The sequence below is a fragment of the Methylobacterium sp. Leaf117 genome, from assembly GCF_001422985.1.
GTDB lineage: Bacteria > Pseudomonadota > Alphaproteobacteria > Rhizobiales > Beijerinckiaceae > Methylobacterium.
Map to the genome: position 1 here is coordinate 195,638 of NZ_LMNL01000012.1, position 16,588 is coordinate 212,225.

Consider the following 16,588-nt stretch of genomic DNA (forward strand, 5'->3'; position numbering starts at 1 on the left):
TCCGGCCGATCGCGGCGCGCAATGCTCGGCGGTGCGCTCGCGTCGGGCGGTGCCCTCATCCTCGGCGAACGCCGCGCCTCGGCCGCCGCCCCGTCCTGGTCGGCCGACAGCCTCAACGCGGCGGCCGCCCGCACGGGCCTCGCCTACGGCGCGGCGGTGAACGGCGTGACCCTGCGCCAGAACCCCGCCTACGGGCGGGCGCTGGCGCGCGAGGCCGGCATTCTCGTGTCCGAAAATGCGATGAAGCTCACCTATGCGTGGCGGACGCCGGAGAACCTGGATCTCAGCTATGCGGACGAGGTCGTGGCCTTCGCGCGCGCCAACCGGCAACGCCTGCGCGGCCATACCCTGGTCTGGCACGTGGGCCTGCCCGCCTGGGTCGAGGCCCGGCTCCGGGCCGGCGAGGGCGAGGCCTTCCTGCGCCGCTGGATCGACGCCATGGCGGGGCGCTATCGCGGCCGGATCGAGGCCTGGGACGTCGTCAACGAGATCTGCGGGCCGCAGGACGGACGCGCCGATGGGCTGCGGCGCACGCCCTGGCTCGATGCGCTCGGCCCCGGCTACGTCGATCTCGCCTTCCACCTCCAGCACGCCGTCGCGCCCGACGCGGCGGGGGTCTGGAACGAGAACGACCTCGAACTCGATGCCGACTGGATCGACCAGCGCCGCGCCATGGTGCTGCGGACACTCGAGGGGATGCGCCGGCGCGGCGTGCCGATCCGCCGCCTCGGCCTGCAGGGTCACCTCTACGCCAAGCATCCGCTGAACCAGGACAAGCTCCGGCGCTTCCTGGCCGAGGTCGCGGGCCTCGGGCTCGCCATCGAGGTGACGGAGTTCGACATCAACGACCGGACCTACCCGGCCGATCTCCCGGCCCGCGACCGGGCCGTGTCCGACCTCGCCCGCCGCTTCCTCGACGTGGTGCTGGACGAGGCGGCGGTCCTCAACGTGCTGACCTGGGACATCACCAACCGCAACACCTGGCTGAACACCAACCCGGAGCGCCGGCGCGCGGACGGCCTGATGCAGCGCGCCCTGCCGCTCGATGAGGCATTCGCGCGGACGCCGCTCTGGTCGGCGATGCACCGGGCCTTCTCGGACGCGCCGGACCACCGCAAGGCCCGCGACGCCCTGCGCGGTGCGTGACGCTCAGCGGGCGATCATCCGGGCCTGCTGCGGCCGGTCGCCCGCGTGCTGGCGCAGGAAGGCCGCCATCTCGGCAAGCTCCGGGGCCTTGGAGCGGAAGGTCACCGACAAGGCCAGCAGGGTGTCGGCGTGGTCGAGACCGGCATAGATGCGCTCCTGCACCGGCACCCGGGCGTCGCGAAGGCGGGCAGCGAGGTTGCGGGTGTTGGACGGCCGCACGGTGGTGTCGCCGTCGCCGCTGGCGAGGAAGGCGGGCGGGGAACGCGGACCCGCGAAGGTGATGGGTTGGGTCGCCGCCTTGTCGGGGGCCTCACCGAACAACTCTGTGGCGGTGCCGGCATCCAGCGGCAGGAAATCGTAGGGACCGGACAGGCCCGCGACGGCACGGATCACGCGCGGATCGACGCCGGCCCGGCGCAGGTAGCTGGGATTCACCCCGAGCATCACCGCGTTGTAGGCCCCGGCGGAATGTCCCGCGAGGACGATCCGGCGCGGGTCCCCACCATAGGCGGCGATGTTCTGCTCGACCCAGGCCACGGCCTGCGCGCCATCGTCGAGGAAATCGGGGAAGCGGACCTCCGGATAGAGACGATAATCCGGCAGCACCGTCACGAACCCCTGGGCGGCCAGCGCCTGCCCGACGAAGGCATAATCTTCCTTCGAGCCATTCTTCCAGGAGCCGCCATAGAAGAAGACCAGCACCGGTGCGCCGGCCGCGCCCGCAACCGGCGTGAACACGTCGAGGCGCTGGCGCGGATGCGTCCCGAACGCCGCGTTCTTCAGGCTGAGACGGCCGCCCTGGTCTCGGGGTCCGATCGCGTCGAAGAAGGCGAGGGGCGAGCAGGCCGTGATCCCGATCGCGACGAGCGCGAGAGCGGCAAGGCTGGCAAGGACGGCAAGGACCCGGGTCATGCATCTCTCTGTTGGCGCGCGTGCCCCCCTGTGACAGGGCTGGCGCGGCGGATTCATGGCGCGATTGGGACGCCGGAGCGGTGCAGCGCCCCGATCAGGTCCTGAGTACGAGGCAGGCGCCGCCGACCTGGCGGATCTTGCCGCACAGGATGTCGGCAGCCTCGCGGCTCTGGGCCGGTATGCGGATGCGGTAGAAAGCGCGCGTACCGCGGCTGCGCAGACGTGTGCCGATGATCATCGGGCGAACATCGCCGATGACGCTTGTGTAGAGCTTCCGTGTCCGCGTGAAACTCTGCAGCGCCAGGGCCTTCGAGAAGTTTCCGGCGAGCTGGATGCCCCAGGGCGCTGCCGGTCCCTCGTTGCCGCCCAACGCGAAGCGATCGCCGCGTGACGGAATCCGCAGGGCCGCCGTCACCTTCAGGCAGCTCGTCTCGGACTCGGCTTTGGAACCGGTCTCCCCTCTGGCCTTGGTGTCGGCCGATTTCGAGTCCGAATCCCGGTCCCGCGGCGGCTCGCCCTCGGGCATCTCGACCGCCGTTCCGGGTCGCCACGCCTCGGCGGGCGCACCCGTGATCGCCAGCACGTAGTTGCGCGTCTCCGTCGGCAGGCCGCCGGTGCCCGCGAGCCACGACGACACACGCCCGGGTCCACCGTTATAGGCCGCCGCCGCGAGGCCGAGATTGCCGAATTGCCGGTTCAGGTCGGCGAGCAGGTGGGCCGCGTGGGGAATCGCCTGCTCGGGATCGAAGGGATCGGTCAGACCGCGCTCCCGGGCTGTGCCGGGCATGAACTGCGCCACGCCCTGCGCGCCCACGGGGCTCACGGCGCTGACGCGGAACGCGCTCTCGCGCCAGATCAGCCGCGTCAGGAACGGCACGGGCAGCCCGCGCGCCTTGGCCGAGCCCTCGATCAGCCGGCACAAGGCCTGCTCCACGGTCTCGGTCGCCCCCTCGGCGGCGGCAAGGGCCGGACACGGCACGAACGCCGGGAGGACGAGGAGGAGGGCGGCGGGAAGGAATCTGAGGAACGCGGTCACCGCCGGGTTGTAGAGCGCGCGCGTCGCCGATCAATTCCCAGCGCGTGGTGACAAGGGCGGGGGTCGCGTCGATCCGCGTTCGCCGATCGGTGGCACCCACGCTATAACCCTGACGCGAATGCTTTCCGCCCCACTCCAGAACAGGCCTCGATGACCGCTACGCTCCTCGACGTACAGGACCTGTCGGTCGCCTTCCGCTCGCGCGAGGGCGAGACCCGCGCGGTGGACGGGGTCAGCTTCACCATCCAGCCGGGCGAGACCCTGGCGCTGGTCGGCGAGTCGGGGTCCGGCAAGTCGGTCACCGCCCTCTCGATCCTGCGTCTTCTCGACGGCAGCGCCCATCATCCCGGCGGCCGCATCCTGTTCAAGGGCCAGGACCTGCTGGCCCTGCCGGAGAAGCGCCTGCGCGGCATCCGCGGCGCCGACATCACCATGGTGTTCCAGGAGCCGATGACCTCGCTGAACCCGCTGCACACGATCCAGCGGCAGATCGGCGAGGTGCTGGAAGTGCATCGCGGCCTGTCCGGCCGCAAGGCGCGGGCGCGCATCCTCGAACTGCTCGAATTGGTCGGCCTGCGCGACGCCGAGCGCCGCCTGAACGCCTATCCCCACGAATTGTCGGGTGGCCAGCGCCAACGGGTCATGATCGCCATGGCGCTCGCCTGCGAGCCCGACCTGCTGGTGGCCGACGAGCCGACCACCGCCCTCGACGTGACGGTGCAGGCGCAGATCCTCAACCTGCTGGCCGACCTGCAGAAGCGCCTCGGCATGGCGATGCTGTTCATCACCCACGACCTCGGCATCGTCCAGCGCATCGCCGATACCGTCTGCGTCATGCTCGCGGGACGCATCGTCGAGGCGGGCCCGGTGGCGGAGATCTTCGCCCGGCCGCAGCACGACTACACCCGCCGCCTGCTCGCCTCGGAGCCGAAGGGCCGTGCCAACCCGGTGCCGGCCGATGCCGCGCCCCTGCTGGAGGCCGGCCCCCTCAAGGTCTGGTTCCCGATCCGCGAGGGCTGGCTGCGCCGGACCACCAGCCACGTCAAGGCGGTCGACGGGGTGTCCCTGCGGGTGCGGGCCGGCGAGACCGTGGGCGTCGTCGGCGAATCCGGCTCTGGCAAGACCACCCTCGGGCTCGCCCTCCTGCGCCTGACCGGTTGCGAAGGCCCCATCGTCTTCCTCGGGCGCTCCATCGCCGGCCTGCCGCCCGCCGCGATGCGCCCCGTCCGCCGCGACATGCAGGTGGTGTTTCAGGACCCCTACGGCTCGCTGTCGCCGCGCATGACCGTGGCCGACATCGTGGCGGAGGGTCTGGTGGTCCAGGGCGCCGTGCGGACGCGGGCCGAGCGTCACGCGGTGGTCGCGGGGGCGCTCACCGATGTCGGGCTCGATCCCGCCACCATGAACCGCTACCCGCACGAGTTCTCGGGCGGCCAGCGCCAGCGCATCGCCATCGCGCGCGCCATCGTGCTGAAGCCGAAATTCATCGTCCTCGACGAGCCGACCTCGGCCCTCGACCGCTCGGTCCAGGCCCAGATCGTCACCCTCCTGCGCGACCTCCAGCGCGAGCGCGGCCTCGCCTACCTGTTCATCAGCCACGACCTGAAGGTGGTGCGGGCGCTGGCGAACTACGTCCTCGTCATGCAGAACGGTCGGGTGGTCGAGGAGGGGCCGGCGGAGGCGATCTTCGCCGCGCCCAAGACGGCCTACACCCAGGCCCTGTTCGCCGCGGCCTTCGACCTGCAGAGCGACACCGTCGCCGACCCGATCCCGGCCTGAGGGGAGGGGGATGCCGCGCGCTTTCCTCATCGTCCTGGATTCCGTCGGCATCGGCGGCGCCCCCGATGCCGACCGCTACGGCGATTCCGGTTCCGACACCCTCGGGCACATCGCCGAAGCCTGCGCGCAGGGACGCGGCGACCGGGCGGGCCTGCGCGCCGGAGCGCTGACGCTGCCGCATCTCGGTGCGCTCGGGCTCGGCCTCGCCGCACGGGGGGCGACCGGAACGCTGCCGCCGGGGCTCGATGCCATCGGCCCGGTGCAGGGCGCCTACGGCCACGCGATCGAGACCGCCGCCGGCAAGGACACGCCCTCAGGCCATTGGGAGATCACAGGCGTACCGGTCCGCGAGCCCTGGGGCTATTTCCCCGTCACGGTTCCGGCTTTCCCGGCCGCGCTCACGGACGCGCTGATCGCGCAGGCCGGCCTGCCCGGTATCCTCGGGGATTGCCACGCGGCCGGCACCGCCATCATCGACCGTCTCGGCGCCGAGCACCTCCGCACCGGCAAGCCGATCTGCTACACCTCCGCCGACAGCGTTTTCCAGATCGCCGCGCACGAGGAGAGCTTCGGTCTGGAGCGCCTCTACGCCACCTGCCGGATCGCCCGCGATCTCTGCGACGCCTACCGGGTCGGCCGGGTCATCGCCCGCCCCTTTGTCGGTACCGAGCGGGAGGGTTTCCGGCGGACCGCCCACCGCAAGGACTACGCCGTCGAGCCGCCCGGCCGCACGCTCCTCGACACGCTCGCGCAATCCGGCCGGTCCGTCGTCAGCGTGGGCAAGATCGGCGATATCTTCGCCCACCGGGCGACCGGGCGGGAGATCAAGCCCGCGGGCAACGCCGCCTGCCTCGACGCGGCGCTGGCGGCCTTCGCGAGCCTGCCGGATGGGGGACTCGTCTTCCTCAACCTCGTCGATTTCGACACCGACTATGGCCATCGCCGCGACGTCCCGGGCTATGCCGCCGAACTCGAAGCCTTCGATGCGCGCCTGCCCGAGATCCACGCCGTGCTCCGATCCGGCGACCTCTGCGTGATCACGGCCGATCACGGCAACGATCCGACCTGGACCGGGACCGAGCACACCCGGGAGCAGGTGCCGGTGCTGGCCTTCGGGCCAGCGGTCGCGCCGGGGCCGCTCGGGCGACGCGAGAGCTTCGCGGATATCGGCGCGACGCTGGCGCGGCATCTCGGCGTCGCGCCGCTGGCGGCCGGACGATCCTGGCTCGAATGATCTGCCGGCTTAAATGATATCCTGGCTCGACGTGATGCCACCCGAGGGAACACCATGAGGGACGAAGATGACGGCGCGCCCCGCAGGGCGATTGCGCATCGGGTCGGGGAACCGCTCGATGCCCTGTCGGTGACCGATCTCGCGGAGCGGATCGCCCTGCTGACCACGGAGATTGCGCGGCTGGAGGCGGCCCGCGCCGCCAAGGAAGCCGCCCTCAAGCGGGCGGATTCGCTCTTCCGCCTGTAAGGAAAGTCTTTGCCTCCGCGCCATTTTCGGAAGGAATTTCGATTCTCCCCCAAATGGGGGATGATGCTCCTGCACCGCTGCGCTTCTATGCGACGCGTTGAGGCACGTGAGGGTGGCGATGCTCGAGAGATGGACGATGGCTCCGTGGATGCGTCGGCGACTGGCTCGGCACGTCGAGCGGGGTTCGAGCGACCGGGTGATCGCCTGCCTGATCACTTCGGCGCTGACGCCCACCGCCGGTGAAGTTCCCGTCAGACCGGCTCTCGGCGGACCGGCCGCGGACTACGACCTCTCGAACGTCATCCTGTTCCGGGCGCTCGCCGTCCGGAATCCGACCGGCGCCGCGTCGCGCGCCCCGTGACCGCATCGCTCATCGGATCAGGCTGAACCCCGAGATCAGGCGCGCGAGATCGACCTGTCGGGTGACGCCGGTCTTGGCGAAGATCGCTTTGACCTGACTGCGGATCGTCTCGTGCGCGACCGATTGCTGGGCGGCCAGGAGCGCGATCGTAGCCCCGTCGGCGATGCCGCGGGCGATCCGGGCCTCGGCGGCGGTCAGGTCGAACAGGCCCGCCAGGAGTTCGGTGCCGGGAACCGGGCGCGGCAGGACGGGCGCCGCCAGCATCAGCATCGTTCCGCCGCCGAAGACGTCCTGGGCGAGGCCGCGCACCGGCAGCAGGTGCATCACCATCGCGGGGTTGTCGGCATCGGCGGGGACCGGGATCGAGCGGGCCGCGTTCGCCCGGCGGCCCGAGAGCACGTCCGACAGCAGGGCATCGGCGCCCGGATGGCTGAGGGTGACCCGGTCGCGCTGATCCCGGACCACCCGCGGCACCAGCCCGGCGAAGGCGGCGTTGCGGTTGTGCAATCGGCCGTCCGCGCCGAGGACGGCGGCCGGAAGGCCCAGCACCTCCAGGGCTTCCACCGCCGCACGGGCCCGTTCGAGCTTCAGCCGCGCCGAGACCAGGGCGGCGCGTCCCAGATGCGGCCGCAGGGTGTCGAGGACCCGCATCGCCTCTGCCGGAACCGGCCCGTCCACGAAGCGCCGCTCGATGCTGAAGATGAGCGTGTCGCCCGTCGAGAGCGGGCAGGCGGTCGCGGTTCCCCACCCGAGGCCACGCGGGCGCAGGAAGTGCTGGATCAGGACGTCCTGCTCCAACTCCTCGGGGGTGTAGACGTCCTGCTCGCGCACGAACCCGGCGTGGCGAGCGGCCAGAAGGCGCGCGGTCCGCTGGCCGGCGCTGCTCCAGCCTCCCGATGCAAAATCCGCCATGACTTGGTCGAGGGATTTCGAGTTGATCCAGCGGTGAGATCTCAGATCAGAGGCAATCAGAACTGTGCCTTGCGCACCGGCGATCCCGGCGAGCTGATCCAGCACGGAAGGCCAAAGTTCGGGAAGGACCGCCGCCTCGTAGATGAGATCCGTCAGGCTCTCGAAATCAATCTGCGCAGATCCCTCAGGCACGGCTCTTGATCCACCCCGGGACGATATTCTGTATTCTACCCACCATGAGTCTAGAATCTGCTTTTGAGCAAGGCGACTCGACGAATCGATCCCGGCCCCGGACTTCGGTCGGGCCGGATTGCCGGCCCCTGCGTCGCGGAAGTCACGGCGACGTTCGCGGGTGAGGTCCTGCCAGGCGCTTGCATCATCGTCGCCCATTCATCTCGGCCTTTCCATCTGTGTTGCCCATGGATGCGCCTGATCCGCGCAGCGGAAGCTGCCTCGAAAAACGGTTCTTCGTGGTAGGGGAGGGAGCGTGGGTTCGTGTGAAGGAACCTTGGGCCGGGCCGGCAGGTCATGTCGGTTCGGGCCGGGGGCGAGGAGAGTGGCGTGCGGCATTGGCGCGAGGGGCCGGGGGACCGGCGGAGCTACCACCACGGCAACCTGAAGGAGGCCCTGATCGAGGCTGCCCGCCGCTTCATCGCGGAGCGCGGCATCGGCGGCTTCACCCTGGTGGATGCCGCCCGCCTCGTCGGTGTCACTCCGGCTGCCCTGTATCGCCACTTCCGCGGTCGGGAAGCCCTGCTCGAAGAGGTGGCGGGTCGGGGCTTTGCCGATCTCGCCGAACGTCTGGCCCGCGCGCTCACCGCCAAAGGAACGCCCCTGGAGCGGTTCACCCGGATGGGTGAGGCCTACCTGGCCTTCGCCGAGGAGGAGCCCGGCTATTATGCGGCGATCTTCGAGACCCGCGGCCTGAGCGCCGGCGTGCCGAATGCGGAGGCGGGCGTACGCCCCAGTCCGTTCGACCTGCTGGTGGACGCTCTGCAATCGACCTTCCCCGAAGGCTTCGGCGGCGTCGCACCCCGCTTCATCGCCCTGGAGGTCTGGGCCCTCGCCCACGGACTCGCCACCCTGGCGGCGTCCGGCCATCTGCCGAAAGGCACCGGCATGCCGGACAAGTACGAACTGCTGCGTGCCGGCGTCCTCGCCCTCGTCCACGGGGCTGCGACCGGAGCGCGCGGAACCAGCGCAACGACCTGAGGGGCGACCCCTTGAAAGCAGCGCGATCCGTCCGCAAGTGAATGTCGTTCACATTTACATTGGAGTCGTGAGCCGTGAGTCTGTCTTCCTCCTCCCCCTTCACCTCCGGGAAGGTCTGCCGCAGCGGCCCCTTCCCCAAGCGGTCCCTGGAAATCGGCGCGATCGTCGTCGCGTTCGTCTATTGGTGGCCGCTCGCCGCCGCCTACATCGCCTGGAAGGTCGCGGGTTACCCTGCGCTCAGCGAACTGCGCGGCTTGGCCGGCCGCGGGGCCGCGTGGAACGCGGGCGCCGCGCGCTCGCGCTTCGCCGCCGCGTTCGAGGCCGCCAACGGCACGTCGACGGGCAATCTGGCCTTCGACGCCTACCGCCGCAGCGAGCTCGAGCGTCTCGACGCGCAGCGCCGCGCCCTCCAGGAGGAGAGCCGCGAGTTCGCCGACTTCGTCGAAGAGCTGAAGCGGGCCAAGGACCGCGAGCAGTTCGACGCTTTCATGCAGAAGCGCCGCAGCGCGGACACGACCCGCTCGGTCTGAGCGTCGTCTCCGGCGAGCGCTGAATACCGAGGGCTTCCGGCTCAGGCCGGGAGCCCTTTTTCACGGGCGCAATCCGTCCGAAGACCTCGCTCGCAATCCCGCGATGCTCTAGAAATCCGGTTTCGGTCTTGCCTCGGTCTCCCGCCGCTCAGGATCAGACCTCGGCTTGATGGAGATCCAGCGATGCAGGCAGCCGCCGCGACGGTCCGGGTGGTGGACCACCCCCTCGTGCAGCACAAGTTGACCCTGCTGCGCCAGCGTGAGCGCTCGACCAAGGGCTTCCGGCAGATCCTCAACGAGATCGGCATGCTGCTGGCCTATGAGGTCACCCGCGACCTGCCGCTGGAATCGGTGACGATCGAGACCCCGATCCAGTCGATGGAGGCCCCGCAGATCGCCGGCAAGAAGCTGGTGCTGGCGCCGATCCTCCGGGCCGGCGTCGGCTTCCTCGACGGCATGCTGTCCCTGGTGCCGTCGGCCCGGGTGGCGCATGTGGGTCTCTACCGCGATCCCGAGACGCTGGAGGCGGTGGAGTATTACTTCAAGGCGCCGTCCGACCTCGTCGACCGGACCGTGCTGGTGCTCGATCCCATGCTGGCGACGGCGAACTCGGCGGTCGCCGCCATCAACCTCCTGAAGCAGCGGGGCGCGCAGGACCTGCGCTTCGTCTGCCTGCTGGCGGCCCCGGAAGGCATCGCCCGCCTGCAGGCAGCCCACCCGGACGTCCCCGTCTGGACCGCCGCCATCGACAGCCACCTCAACGACCACGGCTACATCGTGCCCGGACTCGGCGATGCCGGCGACCGAATGTACGGCACCCGCTGAACTCCGCGCCACTCGCGCCCTTGCCAATCGGGATGCCGGCCGCAGATGACGGGGCTCCCTGGAGACACCCTGCGATGACCGCCAGCCTGCCCGAGACCATGCGTCAGATCCGCTACGCCGCAGCCGGCGGGCCGGACGTGCTCACCCTCGAGGCGGTGCCGCTGCCGCAGCCCGGCCCCGGTCAGGTGCTGATCGAGGTCGTGGCCGCCGGCATCAACCGGCCGGACATCCAGCAGCGCGAGGGCAAGTATCCGCCGCCGAAGGGCGCCACCGAGATTCCCGGCCTCGAAGTCGCCGGTCGGATCGTCGGCCTCGGCGAAGGCGCGACGGGCTTCGCGCTCGGCGACGAAGTCTGCGCCCTGGTGATCAGCGGCGGCTATGCCGAGTTCGCGGTGGCCGAAATCGGGCAATGCCTGCCGAAGCCGACATCGCTCAGCCTCGTCGAGGCCGGCGGCCTGCCGGAGAACTACTTCACCGTCTACAGCACGGTGATCGAGCGCGGTCGCCTGAAGGCCGGCGAAGCCTTCCTGGTCCATGGCGGATCGAGCGGCATCGGCTCGACCGCGATCCAGATCGCCAAGCATCACGGCGCCCGCGTCTTCGCAACCGCCGGGTCGGCCGAGAAATGCGACTTCTGCGTCAAGCTCGGCGCCGAGGCCGCGATCAACTACCGCGAGGCCGATTTCGTCGAGGAGGTGAAGCGGCTCACCGACGGCAACGGGGTCGACGTCATCCTCGACATGGTCGGGGCGCCCTACCTCGCCAGGAACCTCTCGGCCCTCGCGATCGAGGGGCGTCTGGTGCAGATCGCCTTCATGCAGGGCTACAAGGTCGATGCCTTCAGCATGACGCCCATCATGATGAAGCGCTTGACCTTCACGGGCGCCACCCTGCGCGCCCGGCCCAAGCCCGAGAAGGCGGCGATCGCCGAAGGCCTCGCCCGGGATGTCTGGCCGCTGCTGGAATCCGGCACGATCCGGCCCGTGATCCACGCCACCTTCCCGTTGGAAGAGGCACGAAAGGCCCATGAGCTGATGGAATCCAGCGCCCATCTCGGCAAGATCATGCTGGTGACCGGCCGCTGAGCCGGACCTAAACGGGAACTCCGCTCTCGACCCTCGCGTTTCAGACCCGAGCAACAATCACGAGCCCGGTTCCGTGGAATCGACGCTCGGGTCGAAACAGCGGTCTTCAGGGCCGTTCAAGCGAGGATCGCATGGCAGACAATCTACACGGCCAGGAAGCCCGGCAGGGCAAGCGCGGCAAGCCGGTGCTCTACGTCCTCGTCGCCAGCCTGGTGCTGCTCGCGATCGCGATCACCGGCCTGATGACGTGGCAGGGCGCGAATTCGCCGAAGGACTACGCCTCGCAGAGCCAGGACGCTTCCCGCCAGGAAGTGACGGGCTCGGTGAAGGGCGATTCGAACGCGACGTCGTCGTCGAATACCGGTTCGGTGCCGGCCTCGAACCCGGCCTACCCGGCTCCGGCCCAGCCCGCGGCCAACGGCAACAAGCAGTAGGACGAGATTCCCGTCTGTGCCGGTCCGCCTCAGCGGGTCGGCACGGGCGTTTCACCGCGATAGTCGTAGAAGCCGCGCTTGGATTTGCGTCCGAGCCAGCCGGCCTCGACGTATTTCACGAGAAGCGGGCAGGGCCGATACTTCGAATCGGCAAGCCCCTCGTACAGCACCTGCATCACCGACAGGCAGGTATCGAGGCCGATGAAGTCGGCGAGCTGCAGCGGACCCATCGGGTGGTTGGCGCCGAGCCGCATCGCCGTATCGATGGACTCGACCGAGCCGACACCCTCGTACAGCGTATAGATTGCCTCGTTGATCATCGGCAGCAGGATGCGGTTCACGATGAACGCCGGGAAATCCTCCGACATCGTCGAGATCTTGCCGAGCTTGGCGATGAAGGCCTTGGCCGATTCGTAGGTCGGGTCTTCCGTGGCGATGCCGCGGATCAGCTCCACGAGCTGCATCACCGGCACCGGGTTCATGAAGTGGATGCCGATGAAGCGCTCCGGCCGATCGGTCGATGCCGCCAGCCGGGTGATCGAGATCGACGAGGTGTTCGTCGCGATCAGGGCGTCCGGCCTCAGTGAGGCGCAGAGCGCGCTGAAAATCTGGCGCTTGGTCGCTTCGTCCTCGGTCGCGGCCTCGATCACGAGGTCGCAGGGCGCCAGATCGTCGAAGGTCTCCGCTGCGACGATGCGGGAGACGGCCGTCCGGCGCTGCTCGTCCGTGATGGTGCCCTTGGCGACCTGACGGGCGAGATTGCCGTCGACCGTGGCGAGGCCGTTGTGGATGCGCGCCGGGTCCCGGTCGTTCAGGCGGACGTCCAGGCCGGCCATCGCGCACACATGGGCGATGCCGCTGCCCATCTGCCCGGCGCCGATGATGCCGACCGTCCTGATATCGATGCCCATCGTCTGCACTCGCACCCCTGAGGGCGTCCCCTCGTCGCCGACCGGGCCCCCCGCCCGGCCGCCCGGAACGACCGTGTCGCTTATAACGTCCTGCGGCGGCAGCGTCCTAGAGCAATTCCACCTCGCGCGACCACCCTTCGCCCGGGACGGCCTGTGCGAACAGCGCAGACCGGCCGTCTCGGGCGTTCGTCTCAGCCCTTGGCCTTGGCGATCTCGGCCTGCAGCTCGGGCACGATCTGGAACAGGTCGCCGACGAGGCCGTAATCGGCCACCTGGAAGATCGGAGCGTCCTCATCCTTGTTGATGGCGACGATGACCTTAGAGTCTTTCATGCCGGCCAGATGCTGGATCGCGCCCGAGATGCCCACGGCGACGTAGAGATCGGGCGCCACCACCTTGCCGGTCTGGCCCACCTGCCAATCGTTCGGGGCATAGCCCGCATCGACGGCGGCGCGGGAGGCGCCGACCGCGGCTCCGAGGCTGTCGGCCAGAGGCTCGATCAGCTCCTTGAACTTGTCGGACGAGCCGAGCGAACGGCCGCCGGAGACGATGATCTTGGCCGCGGCCAGTTCCGGACGGTCGGACTTGGCGATCTCCTCGCCCTTGAAGCTCGACTTGCCCGACGAGGCGGCGGCCTGGACCGGCTCGATCGCGGCGGCCGCGCCGCCTTCGCCGGCCGGCTTGAACGCCGCCATGCGAACGGTGATCACCTTCTTGCCGGCACCGGCCTGGACGGTCTGGATCGCGTTGCCGGCATAGATCGGACGCTCGAAGGTGTCGGGCGAGACCACGCTGATGATGTCGGAGATCTGCGCCACGTCGAGGAGCGCGGCCACGCGCGGGAGTACGTTCTTGCCGGTGGTGGAGGCCGCGGCGACGATCACGTCGTAGGGCTCTGCCAGGGCGACGAGCAGCGCGGCGGTGGGCTCGGCGAGGAGGTGGTCGTAGGTGGCGTCCTCGGCCAGCAGCACCGTCTCGACCCCGTCGAGCTTGGCGGCGGCCTCGGCGGCCGGGCGGCTGCCGGCGCCGGCCACGAGAGCATGCACGGGAGCGCCGAGGGCGGTCGCGGCCGTCAGAGCCTTGAGGCTCGCGTCGCGGACGGCGCCATTGTCGTGCTCGATGAGAAGAAGGGTGGCCATGGTGTGCGAACCTCGAAATCGATCAGCGGGAGGGTCCCGGACCCCGATCGCCCGCCGCAAACCTGCGGCGGGCCGTGAAACCGATGGGTGGCGTCGGGCTCAGAGAACCCCGGCCTCGCCTTTCAGCTTCTGCACGAGTTCGGCCGGGGACCCGACCTTGATGCCGGCCTTGCGCCCGGCGGGCTCGACCGTCTTGAGCACGGTGACCCGCGGCGTCACGTCGACGCCGAGCGCGTCGGGCGCCAACTCCTCCAGCGGCTTCTTCTTGGCCTTCATGATGTTGGGGAGCGAGGCGTAGCGCGGCTCGTTCAGACGCAGATCGGTGGTGACGATGGCGGGCAGCGTCAGCGACACGGTCTGCAATCCGCCGTCGATCTCGCGCGTGACGTCGATCGAGCCCTCGCCGAATTCGAGCTTGAAGGCGAAGGTGCCCTGCGGCCAGTCGAGGAGCGCGGCCAGCATCTGGCCGGTCTGGTTCGAATCGTCGTCGATCGCCTGCTTGCCCAGGATGACGAGGCCGGGGGCCTCCTTCTCCACCAGGGCCTTCAGGATCTTGGCTACGGCGAGGGGCTCGACGAGGCCGTCGGTCTTCACCAGGATGGCCCGGTCCGCGCCCATGGCGAGTGCGGTGCGAAGCGTCTCCTGCGCCTGCTGCGGGCCGATTGAGACGGCGACGATCTCGGTGACCTTACCCTTCTCCTTCAGACGGATCGCCTCTTCGACGGCGATCTCATCGAAGGGATTCATCGACATCTTGACGTTGGCAAGATCCACGCCCGAACCGTCGGCCTTGACGCGGATCTTGACGTTGTAGTCGACGACCCGCTTGACGGGCACCAGAACCTTCATGGCGTTCACTCTCCTCCGCGCGGACGGTTATTGTTCGATCAGGTCGGCGCGGCGCGCAAAGGCCCCCCGGCACAACCGAAGGTCTGGACCCTGATCATTGAAGCGGCGGACCGTAACGGCCTCATTTCCGCCTTGTCAACGCAAGGCTCCGCGCGCGCGAGCGCCTGTCGCGCAGGGCCCGGGGGCCGTGCTCTCAGCTGCGGCCGCTTACGGTCAGCGGTTCTGTCCCGGAACCCAGAGCACGTCGTCGGCCCCGTTGGCGTTCGCGGTGCGGCTTGCCACGAACAGGAAGTCCGAGAGCCGGTTGAGGTATTGCAGCGCTTCGGCCGAAACGATCTCGCCCTCGGTGGCGGCGAGCGCCACAGCCAGACGCTCGGCCCGACGGCAGACGGTGCGGGCCAGGTGCAGGGCGGCGGAGGCGGCCGACCCGCCGGGCAGCACGAAGGACTTCAGGGGTGACAGGTCGGCGTTGAGGGCGTCGATGTCGCGCTCGACCCGCTGCACCTGGGCGGCGACGATCCGCAACGGCTCGTATTTGGGCGGCTCGGCGCTCTCCGGCGTCGCGAGGTCGGCGCCGAGATCGAACAGGTCGTTCTGGATGGCGCCCAGCATGGCGTCGAGGCGCGGCTCCGCATGCAGCCGCGCGAGACCGATGCACGAGTTGGTCTCGTCCACGGTGCCGTAGGTCTCGATGCGCAGGTCCGCCTTCGAGCGACGCTCGCCGCTGGCGAGCGCGGTCGATCCCTTGTCGCCGGTGCGGGTGTAGATGCGATTGAGCGTAACCACGATGACGTCCGATCCTGAGCGAGCCTGGCGGTGGGGCGGAACCTAGCGCAGAATCCGGCGCCGGGGAGTCTATGCCGGCGCGCGGGAGACTGCGCGGGCGCGAAGGAGCCCGCCGCAGACCCCCGCAAACGCAGAGGGCCGGCCCCGCTCTCGCAAAACCGGCCCCGGCAAGTCCGAAGGGACTGTCGGATCAGACCATGCGGCCGCTCAGAAGGTGTAGCCGATCTTGCCGCCGAAATTGGTCAGGCCGCGATTGTTAGCGCAGAGGCCGGCATTCGACATGTGCTCGACCGTGGCCATGATGCTCCAATGCTCGGTGAGCCGGAAGCCGAGGGCGGCCGCCTCGCGGAACAGCGGGTTGCAGCCCAGCGTGTTGAAACCGGCCGGGGCGGTCGGCTTCGGTCCGGTGTAGCCGTTATGGGCGCCGGCGCCGAAGAAGCCCTCGAGGAAGACCATGTTGTTCAGGGTCTGGGGGAAGAGATCGACGGTCCAGGTCGCGCCGATATAGGCGTAGCTGGTGCGGCCGCCGAAATTGTAGCTGCCGCCCACCGTCGCCCGGGGCACGAAGGCCTGCCAGAACGGATCGATGCTGACGAGCGGCTTGGAGAACAAGATCTCGCCGTTGATGTTGCTGGTGTTGTGCTCGGCGCTGCCGGGGTCCTGCACGGCCCCGCCGATGCGGACCTCGGAGACGATGCTGAGCGGCTTCACCGGGCTGAGATAGGCGGCGGCCGGCGGCGGCGCGGACGGGAAGTCTGCGGCCTGGACCGGCAGGGCCGTGGCGAGCACGGCGGCAGCGGCAGCGAGGCGGAACGAGTGGGAATGCATCAAGACGGTTCCGGTTGAACCGGTCCTGTCTAGCACGCGCGATCGCGCGGGCGGCAGGCTCCACGACGAGCGGATCGCCGATAGCTGTGCGGTGAGGCTCACCAGCCACACCCCCGGCTTCCCGGACGCGACGGGGATTACGCGCCGGCCACAATCGCCGGGACGCGGAACCGCTTCAGGCCGAGCGCCACCAGACCACGCCCATGATGAGGATGATTGCCAGGAACTGCAGCAGCACGCGCAGGCGCATCAGCTTCTGCGACACGTTCGCGCTGCCGCCGCGCATCATGTTGAGGAGGCCGAGGAACAGCACCACCGCCACCGCCACACAGGCGAGGAGCACGAGAGAGTTGGAAGAGATCA

General features: G+C 69.5%; 19 protein-coding genes. 10 read left to right on the plus strand and 9 right to left on the minus strand.

Annotation, left to right across the window (positions count from 1 at the left end; translation table 11 throughout):
• The first annotated feature begins 21 nt into the window (after positions 1-21).
• Positions 22-1,146, plus strand: a complete 1,125-nt coding sequence (locus ASF57_RS07960) for an endo-1,4-beta-xylanase (protein WP_056481747.1) — start codon at positions 22-24, stop codon at positions 1,144-1,146.
• A 3-nt stretch (positions 1,147-1,149) separates the two neighbouring features.
• Here the strand turns inward: ASF57_RS07960 and ASF57_RS07965 are convergent, their stop codons facing one another.
• Both ASF57_RS07965 and ASF57_RS07970 read right to left on the minus strand, forming a co-directional pair.
• Entirely contained in the window at positions 1,150-2,058 is a 909-nt protein-coding gene (locus tag ASF57_RS07965) for an alpha/beta hydrolase (RefSeq protein ID WP_056190212.1), read from the minus strand.
• A gap of 94 nt (positions 2,059-2,152) precedes the next feature.
• Positions 2,153-3,037 carry a lytic transglycosylase domain-containing protein gene (locus ASF57_RS07970; protein WP_156376048.1) on the minus strand — a complete coding sequence of 295 codons (885 nt, stop codon included), beginning with the start codon at positions 3,035-3,037 and terminating at the stop codon, positions 2,153-2,155.
• Positions 3,038-3,244: 207 nt separating this feature from the next.
• On the opposite strand from ASF57_RS07970, the gene ASF57_RS07975 reads away from it, so the two are divergent.
• From ASF57_RS07975 to ASF57_RS07990, 4 genes are all read left to right on the plus strand, one after another.
• On the plus strand, positions 3,245-4,873 hold the full coding sequence (locus ASF57_RS07975) for an ABC transporter ATP-binding protein (RefSeq protein WP_056190208.1): 1,629 nt from the start codon (positions 3,245-3,247) through the stop codon (positions 4,871-4,873).
• A 10-nt stretch (positions 4,874-4,883) separates the two neighbouring features.
• The gene (locus tag ASF57_RS07980) at positions 4,884-6,107 is read left to right on the plus strand and encodes a phosphopentomutase (protein WP_056481754.1); all 1,224 of its coding nucleotides are present in this window, start codon (positions 4,884-4,886) and stop codon (positions 6,105-6,107) included.
• A gap of 54 nt (positions 6,108-6,161) precedes the next feature.
• Positions 6,162-6,353, plus strand: a complete 192-nt coding sequence (locus ASF57_RS07985) for a DUF1192 domain-containing protein (protein ID WP_056190202.1) — start codon at positions 6,162-6,164, stop codon at positions 6,351-6,353.
• Between the two features lie 148 nt (positions 6,354-6,501).
• Positions 6,502-6,714 carry a hypothetical protein gene (locus ASF57_RS07990; RefSeq protein WP_056481757.1) on the plus strand — a complete coding sequence of 71 codons (213 nt, stop codon included), beginning with the start codon at positions 6,502-6,504 and terminating at the stop codon, positions 6,712-6,714.
• A gap of 9 nt (positions 6,715-6,723) precedes the next feature.
• Here the strand turns inward: ASF57_RS07990 and ASF57_RS07995 are convergent, their stop codons facing one another.
• Positions 6,724-7,818, minus strand: coding sequence for a helix-turn-helix transcriptional regulator (locus ASF57_RS07995; protein WP_082503764.1), 1,095 nt, complete (start codon positions 7,816-7,818; stop codon positions 6,724-6,726).
• 369 nt (positions 7,819-8,187) lie between these two features.
• Between ASF57_RS07995 and ASF57_RS08000 the strand changes: the two genes are divergently transcribed.
• From ASF57_RS08000 to ASF57_RS08020, 5 genes are all read left to right on the plus strand, one after another.
• Positions 8,188-8,838, plus strand: a complete 651-nt coding sequence (locus tag ASF57_RS08000; protein WP_056482723.1) for a TetR/AcrR family transcriptional regulator — start codon at positions 8,188-8,190, stop codon at positions 8,836-8,838.
• A gap of 74 nt (positions 8,839-8,912) precedes the next feature.
• Positions 8,913-9,368: a DUF2852 domain-containing protein gene (locus ASF57_RS08005; RefSeq protein WP_056190199.1), complete on the plus strand. Its 456-nt coding sequence runs from the start codon at positions 8,913-8,915 to the stop codon at positions 9,366-9,368.
• Positions 9,369-9,551: 183 nt separating this feature from the next.
• A complete protein-coding gene (gene upp, locus ASF57_RS08010; protein ID WP_056190198.1) occupies positions 9,552-10,193 on the plus strand; it encodes a uracil phosphoribosyltransferase in 642 nt (213 codons plus the stop codon).
• Positions 10,194-10,267: 74 nt separating this feature from the next.
• A complete protein-coding gene (locus tag ASF57_RS08015; protein WP_056481760.1) occupies positions 10,268-11,278 on the plus strand; it encodes an NAD(P)H-quinone oxidoreductase in 1,011 nt (336 codons plus the stop codon).
• A gap of 131 nt (positions 11,279-11,409) precedes the next feature.
• Entirely contained in the window at positions 11,410-11,712 is a 303-nt protein-coding gene (locus ASF57_RS08020; RefSeq protein ID WP_056190194.1) for a hypothetical protein, read from the plus strand.
• Positions 11,713-11,741: 29 nt separating this feature from the next.
• Here the strand turns inward: ASF57_RS08020 and ASF57_RS08025 are convergent, their stop codons facing one another.
• From ASF57_RS08025 to ASF57_RS08050, 6 genes are all read right to left on the minus strand, one after another.
• Positions 11,742-12,623 (minus strand): 3-hydroxybutyryl-CoA dehydrogenase, encoded by an 882-nt coding sequence (locus ASF57_RS08025; RefSeq protein WP_056481763.1) that lies wholly within the window; start codon positions 12,621-12,623, stop codon positions 11,742-11,744.
• 191 nt (positions 12,624-12,814) lie between these two features.
• Positions 12,815-13,762, minus strand: coding sequence for an FAD-binding protein (locus ASF57_RS08030; protein ID WP_056481766.1), 948 nt, complete (start codon positions 13,760-13,762; stop codon positions 12,815-12,817).
• Between the two features lie 99 nt (positions 13,763-13,861).
• Positions 13,862-14,611, minus strand: a complete 750-nt coding sequence (locus ASF57_RS08035; RefSeq protein ID WP_056190189.1) for an electron transfer flavoprotein subunit beta/FixA family protein — start codon at positions 14,609-14,611, stop codon at positions 13,862-13,864.
• Between the two features lie 213 nt (positions 14,612-14,824).
• Positions 14,825-15,397: a cob(I)yrinic acid a,c-diamide adenosyltransferase gene (locus tag ASF57_RS08040; RefSeq protein WP_056481769.1), complete on the minus strand. Its 573-nt coding sequence runs from the start codon at positions 15,395-15,397 to the stop codon at positions 14,825-14,827.
• 207 nt (positions 15,398-15,604) lie between these two features.
• Positions 15,605-16,225: an acyloxyacyl hydrolase gene (locus ASF57_RS08045; protein ID WP_082503765.1), complete on the minus strand. Its 621-nt coding sequence runs from the start codon at positions 16,223-16,225 to the stop codon at positions 15,605-15,607.
• A 175-nt stretch (positions 16,226-16,400) separates the two neighbouring features.
• Complete coding sequence (locus ASF57_RS08050) at positions 16,401-16,586, minus strand: twin transmembrane helix small protein (protein WP_056190414.1); 186 nt, start codon at positions 16,584-16,586, stop codon at positions 16,401-16,403.
• Between the last annotated feature and the right edge of the window lie 2 nt (positions 16,587-16,588).

What these genes read in the sequence shown, in the direction of transcription:
- ASF57_RS07960 (WP_056481747.1), top strand. Translation starts at nt 22, where the DNA reads ATGCTCGGCGGTGCGCTCGCGTCGGGCGGTGCCCTCATCCTCGGCGAA.
- ASF57_RS07965 (WP_056190212.1), bottom strand. Translation starts at nt 2,058, where the DNA reads ATGACCCGGGTCCTTGCCGTCCTTGCCAGCCTTGCCGCTCTCGCGCTC.
- ASF57_RS07975 (WP_056190208.1), top strand. Translation starts at nt 3,245, where the DNA reads ATGACCGCTACGCTCCTCGACGTACAGGACCTGTCGGTCGCCTTCCGC.
- ASF57_RS07980 (WP_056481754.1), top strand. Translation starts at nt 4,884, where the DNA reads ATGCCGCGCGCTTTCCTCATCGTCCTGGATTCCGTCGGCATCGGCGGC.
- ASF57_RS07985 (WP_056190202.1), top strand. Translation starts at nt 6,162, where the DNA reads ATGAGGGACGAAGATGACGGCGCGCCCCGCAGGGCGATTGCGCATCGG.
- ASF57_RS07990 (WP_056481757.1), top strand. Translation starts at nt 6,502, where the DNA reads ATGCGTCGGCGACTGGCTCGGCACGTCGAGCGGGGTTCGAGCGACCGG.
- upp (WP_056190198.1), top strand. Translation starts at nt 9,552, where the DNA reads ATGCAGGCAGCCGCCGCGACGGTCCGGGTGGTGGACCACCCCCTCGTG.
- ASF57_RS08015 (WP_056481760.1), top strand. Translation starts at nt 10,268, where the DNA reads ATGACCGCCAGCCTGCCCGAGACCATGCGTCAGATCCGCTACGCCGCA.
- ASF57_RS08020 (WP_056190194.1), top strand. Translation starts at nt 11,410, where the DNA reads ATGGCAGACAATCTACACGGCCAGGAAGCCCGGCAGGGCAAGCGCGGC.
- ASF57_RS08025 (WP_056481763.1), bottom strand. Translation starts at nt 12,623, where the DNA reads ATGGGCATCGATATCAGGACGGTCGGCATCATCGGCGCCGGGCAGATG.
- ASF57_RS08030 (WP_056481766.1), bottom strand. Translation starts at nt 13,762, where the DNA reads ATGGCCACCCTTCTTCTCATCGAGCACGACAATGGCGCCGTCCGCGAC.
- ASF57_RS08035 (WP_056190189.1), bottom strand. Translation starts at nt 14,611, where the DNA reads ATGAAGGTTCTGGTGCCCGTCAAGCGGGTCGTCGACTACAACGTCAAG.
- ASF57_RS08045 (WP_082503765.1), bottom strand. Translation starts at nt 16,225, where the DNA reads ATGCATTCCCACTCGTTCCGCCTCGCTGCCGCTGCCGCCGTGCTCGCC.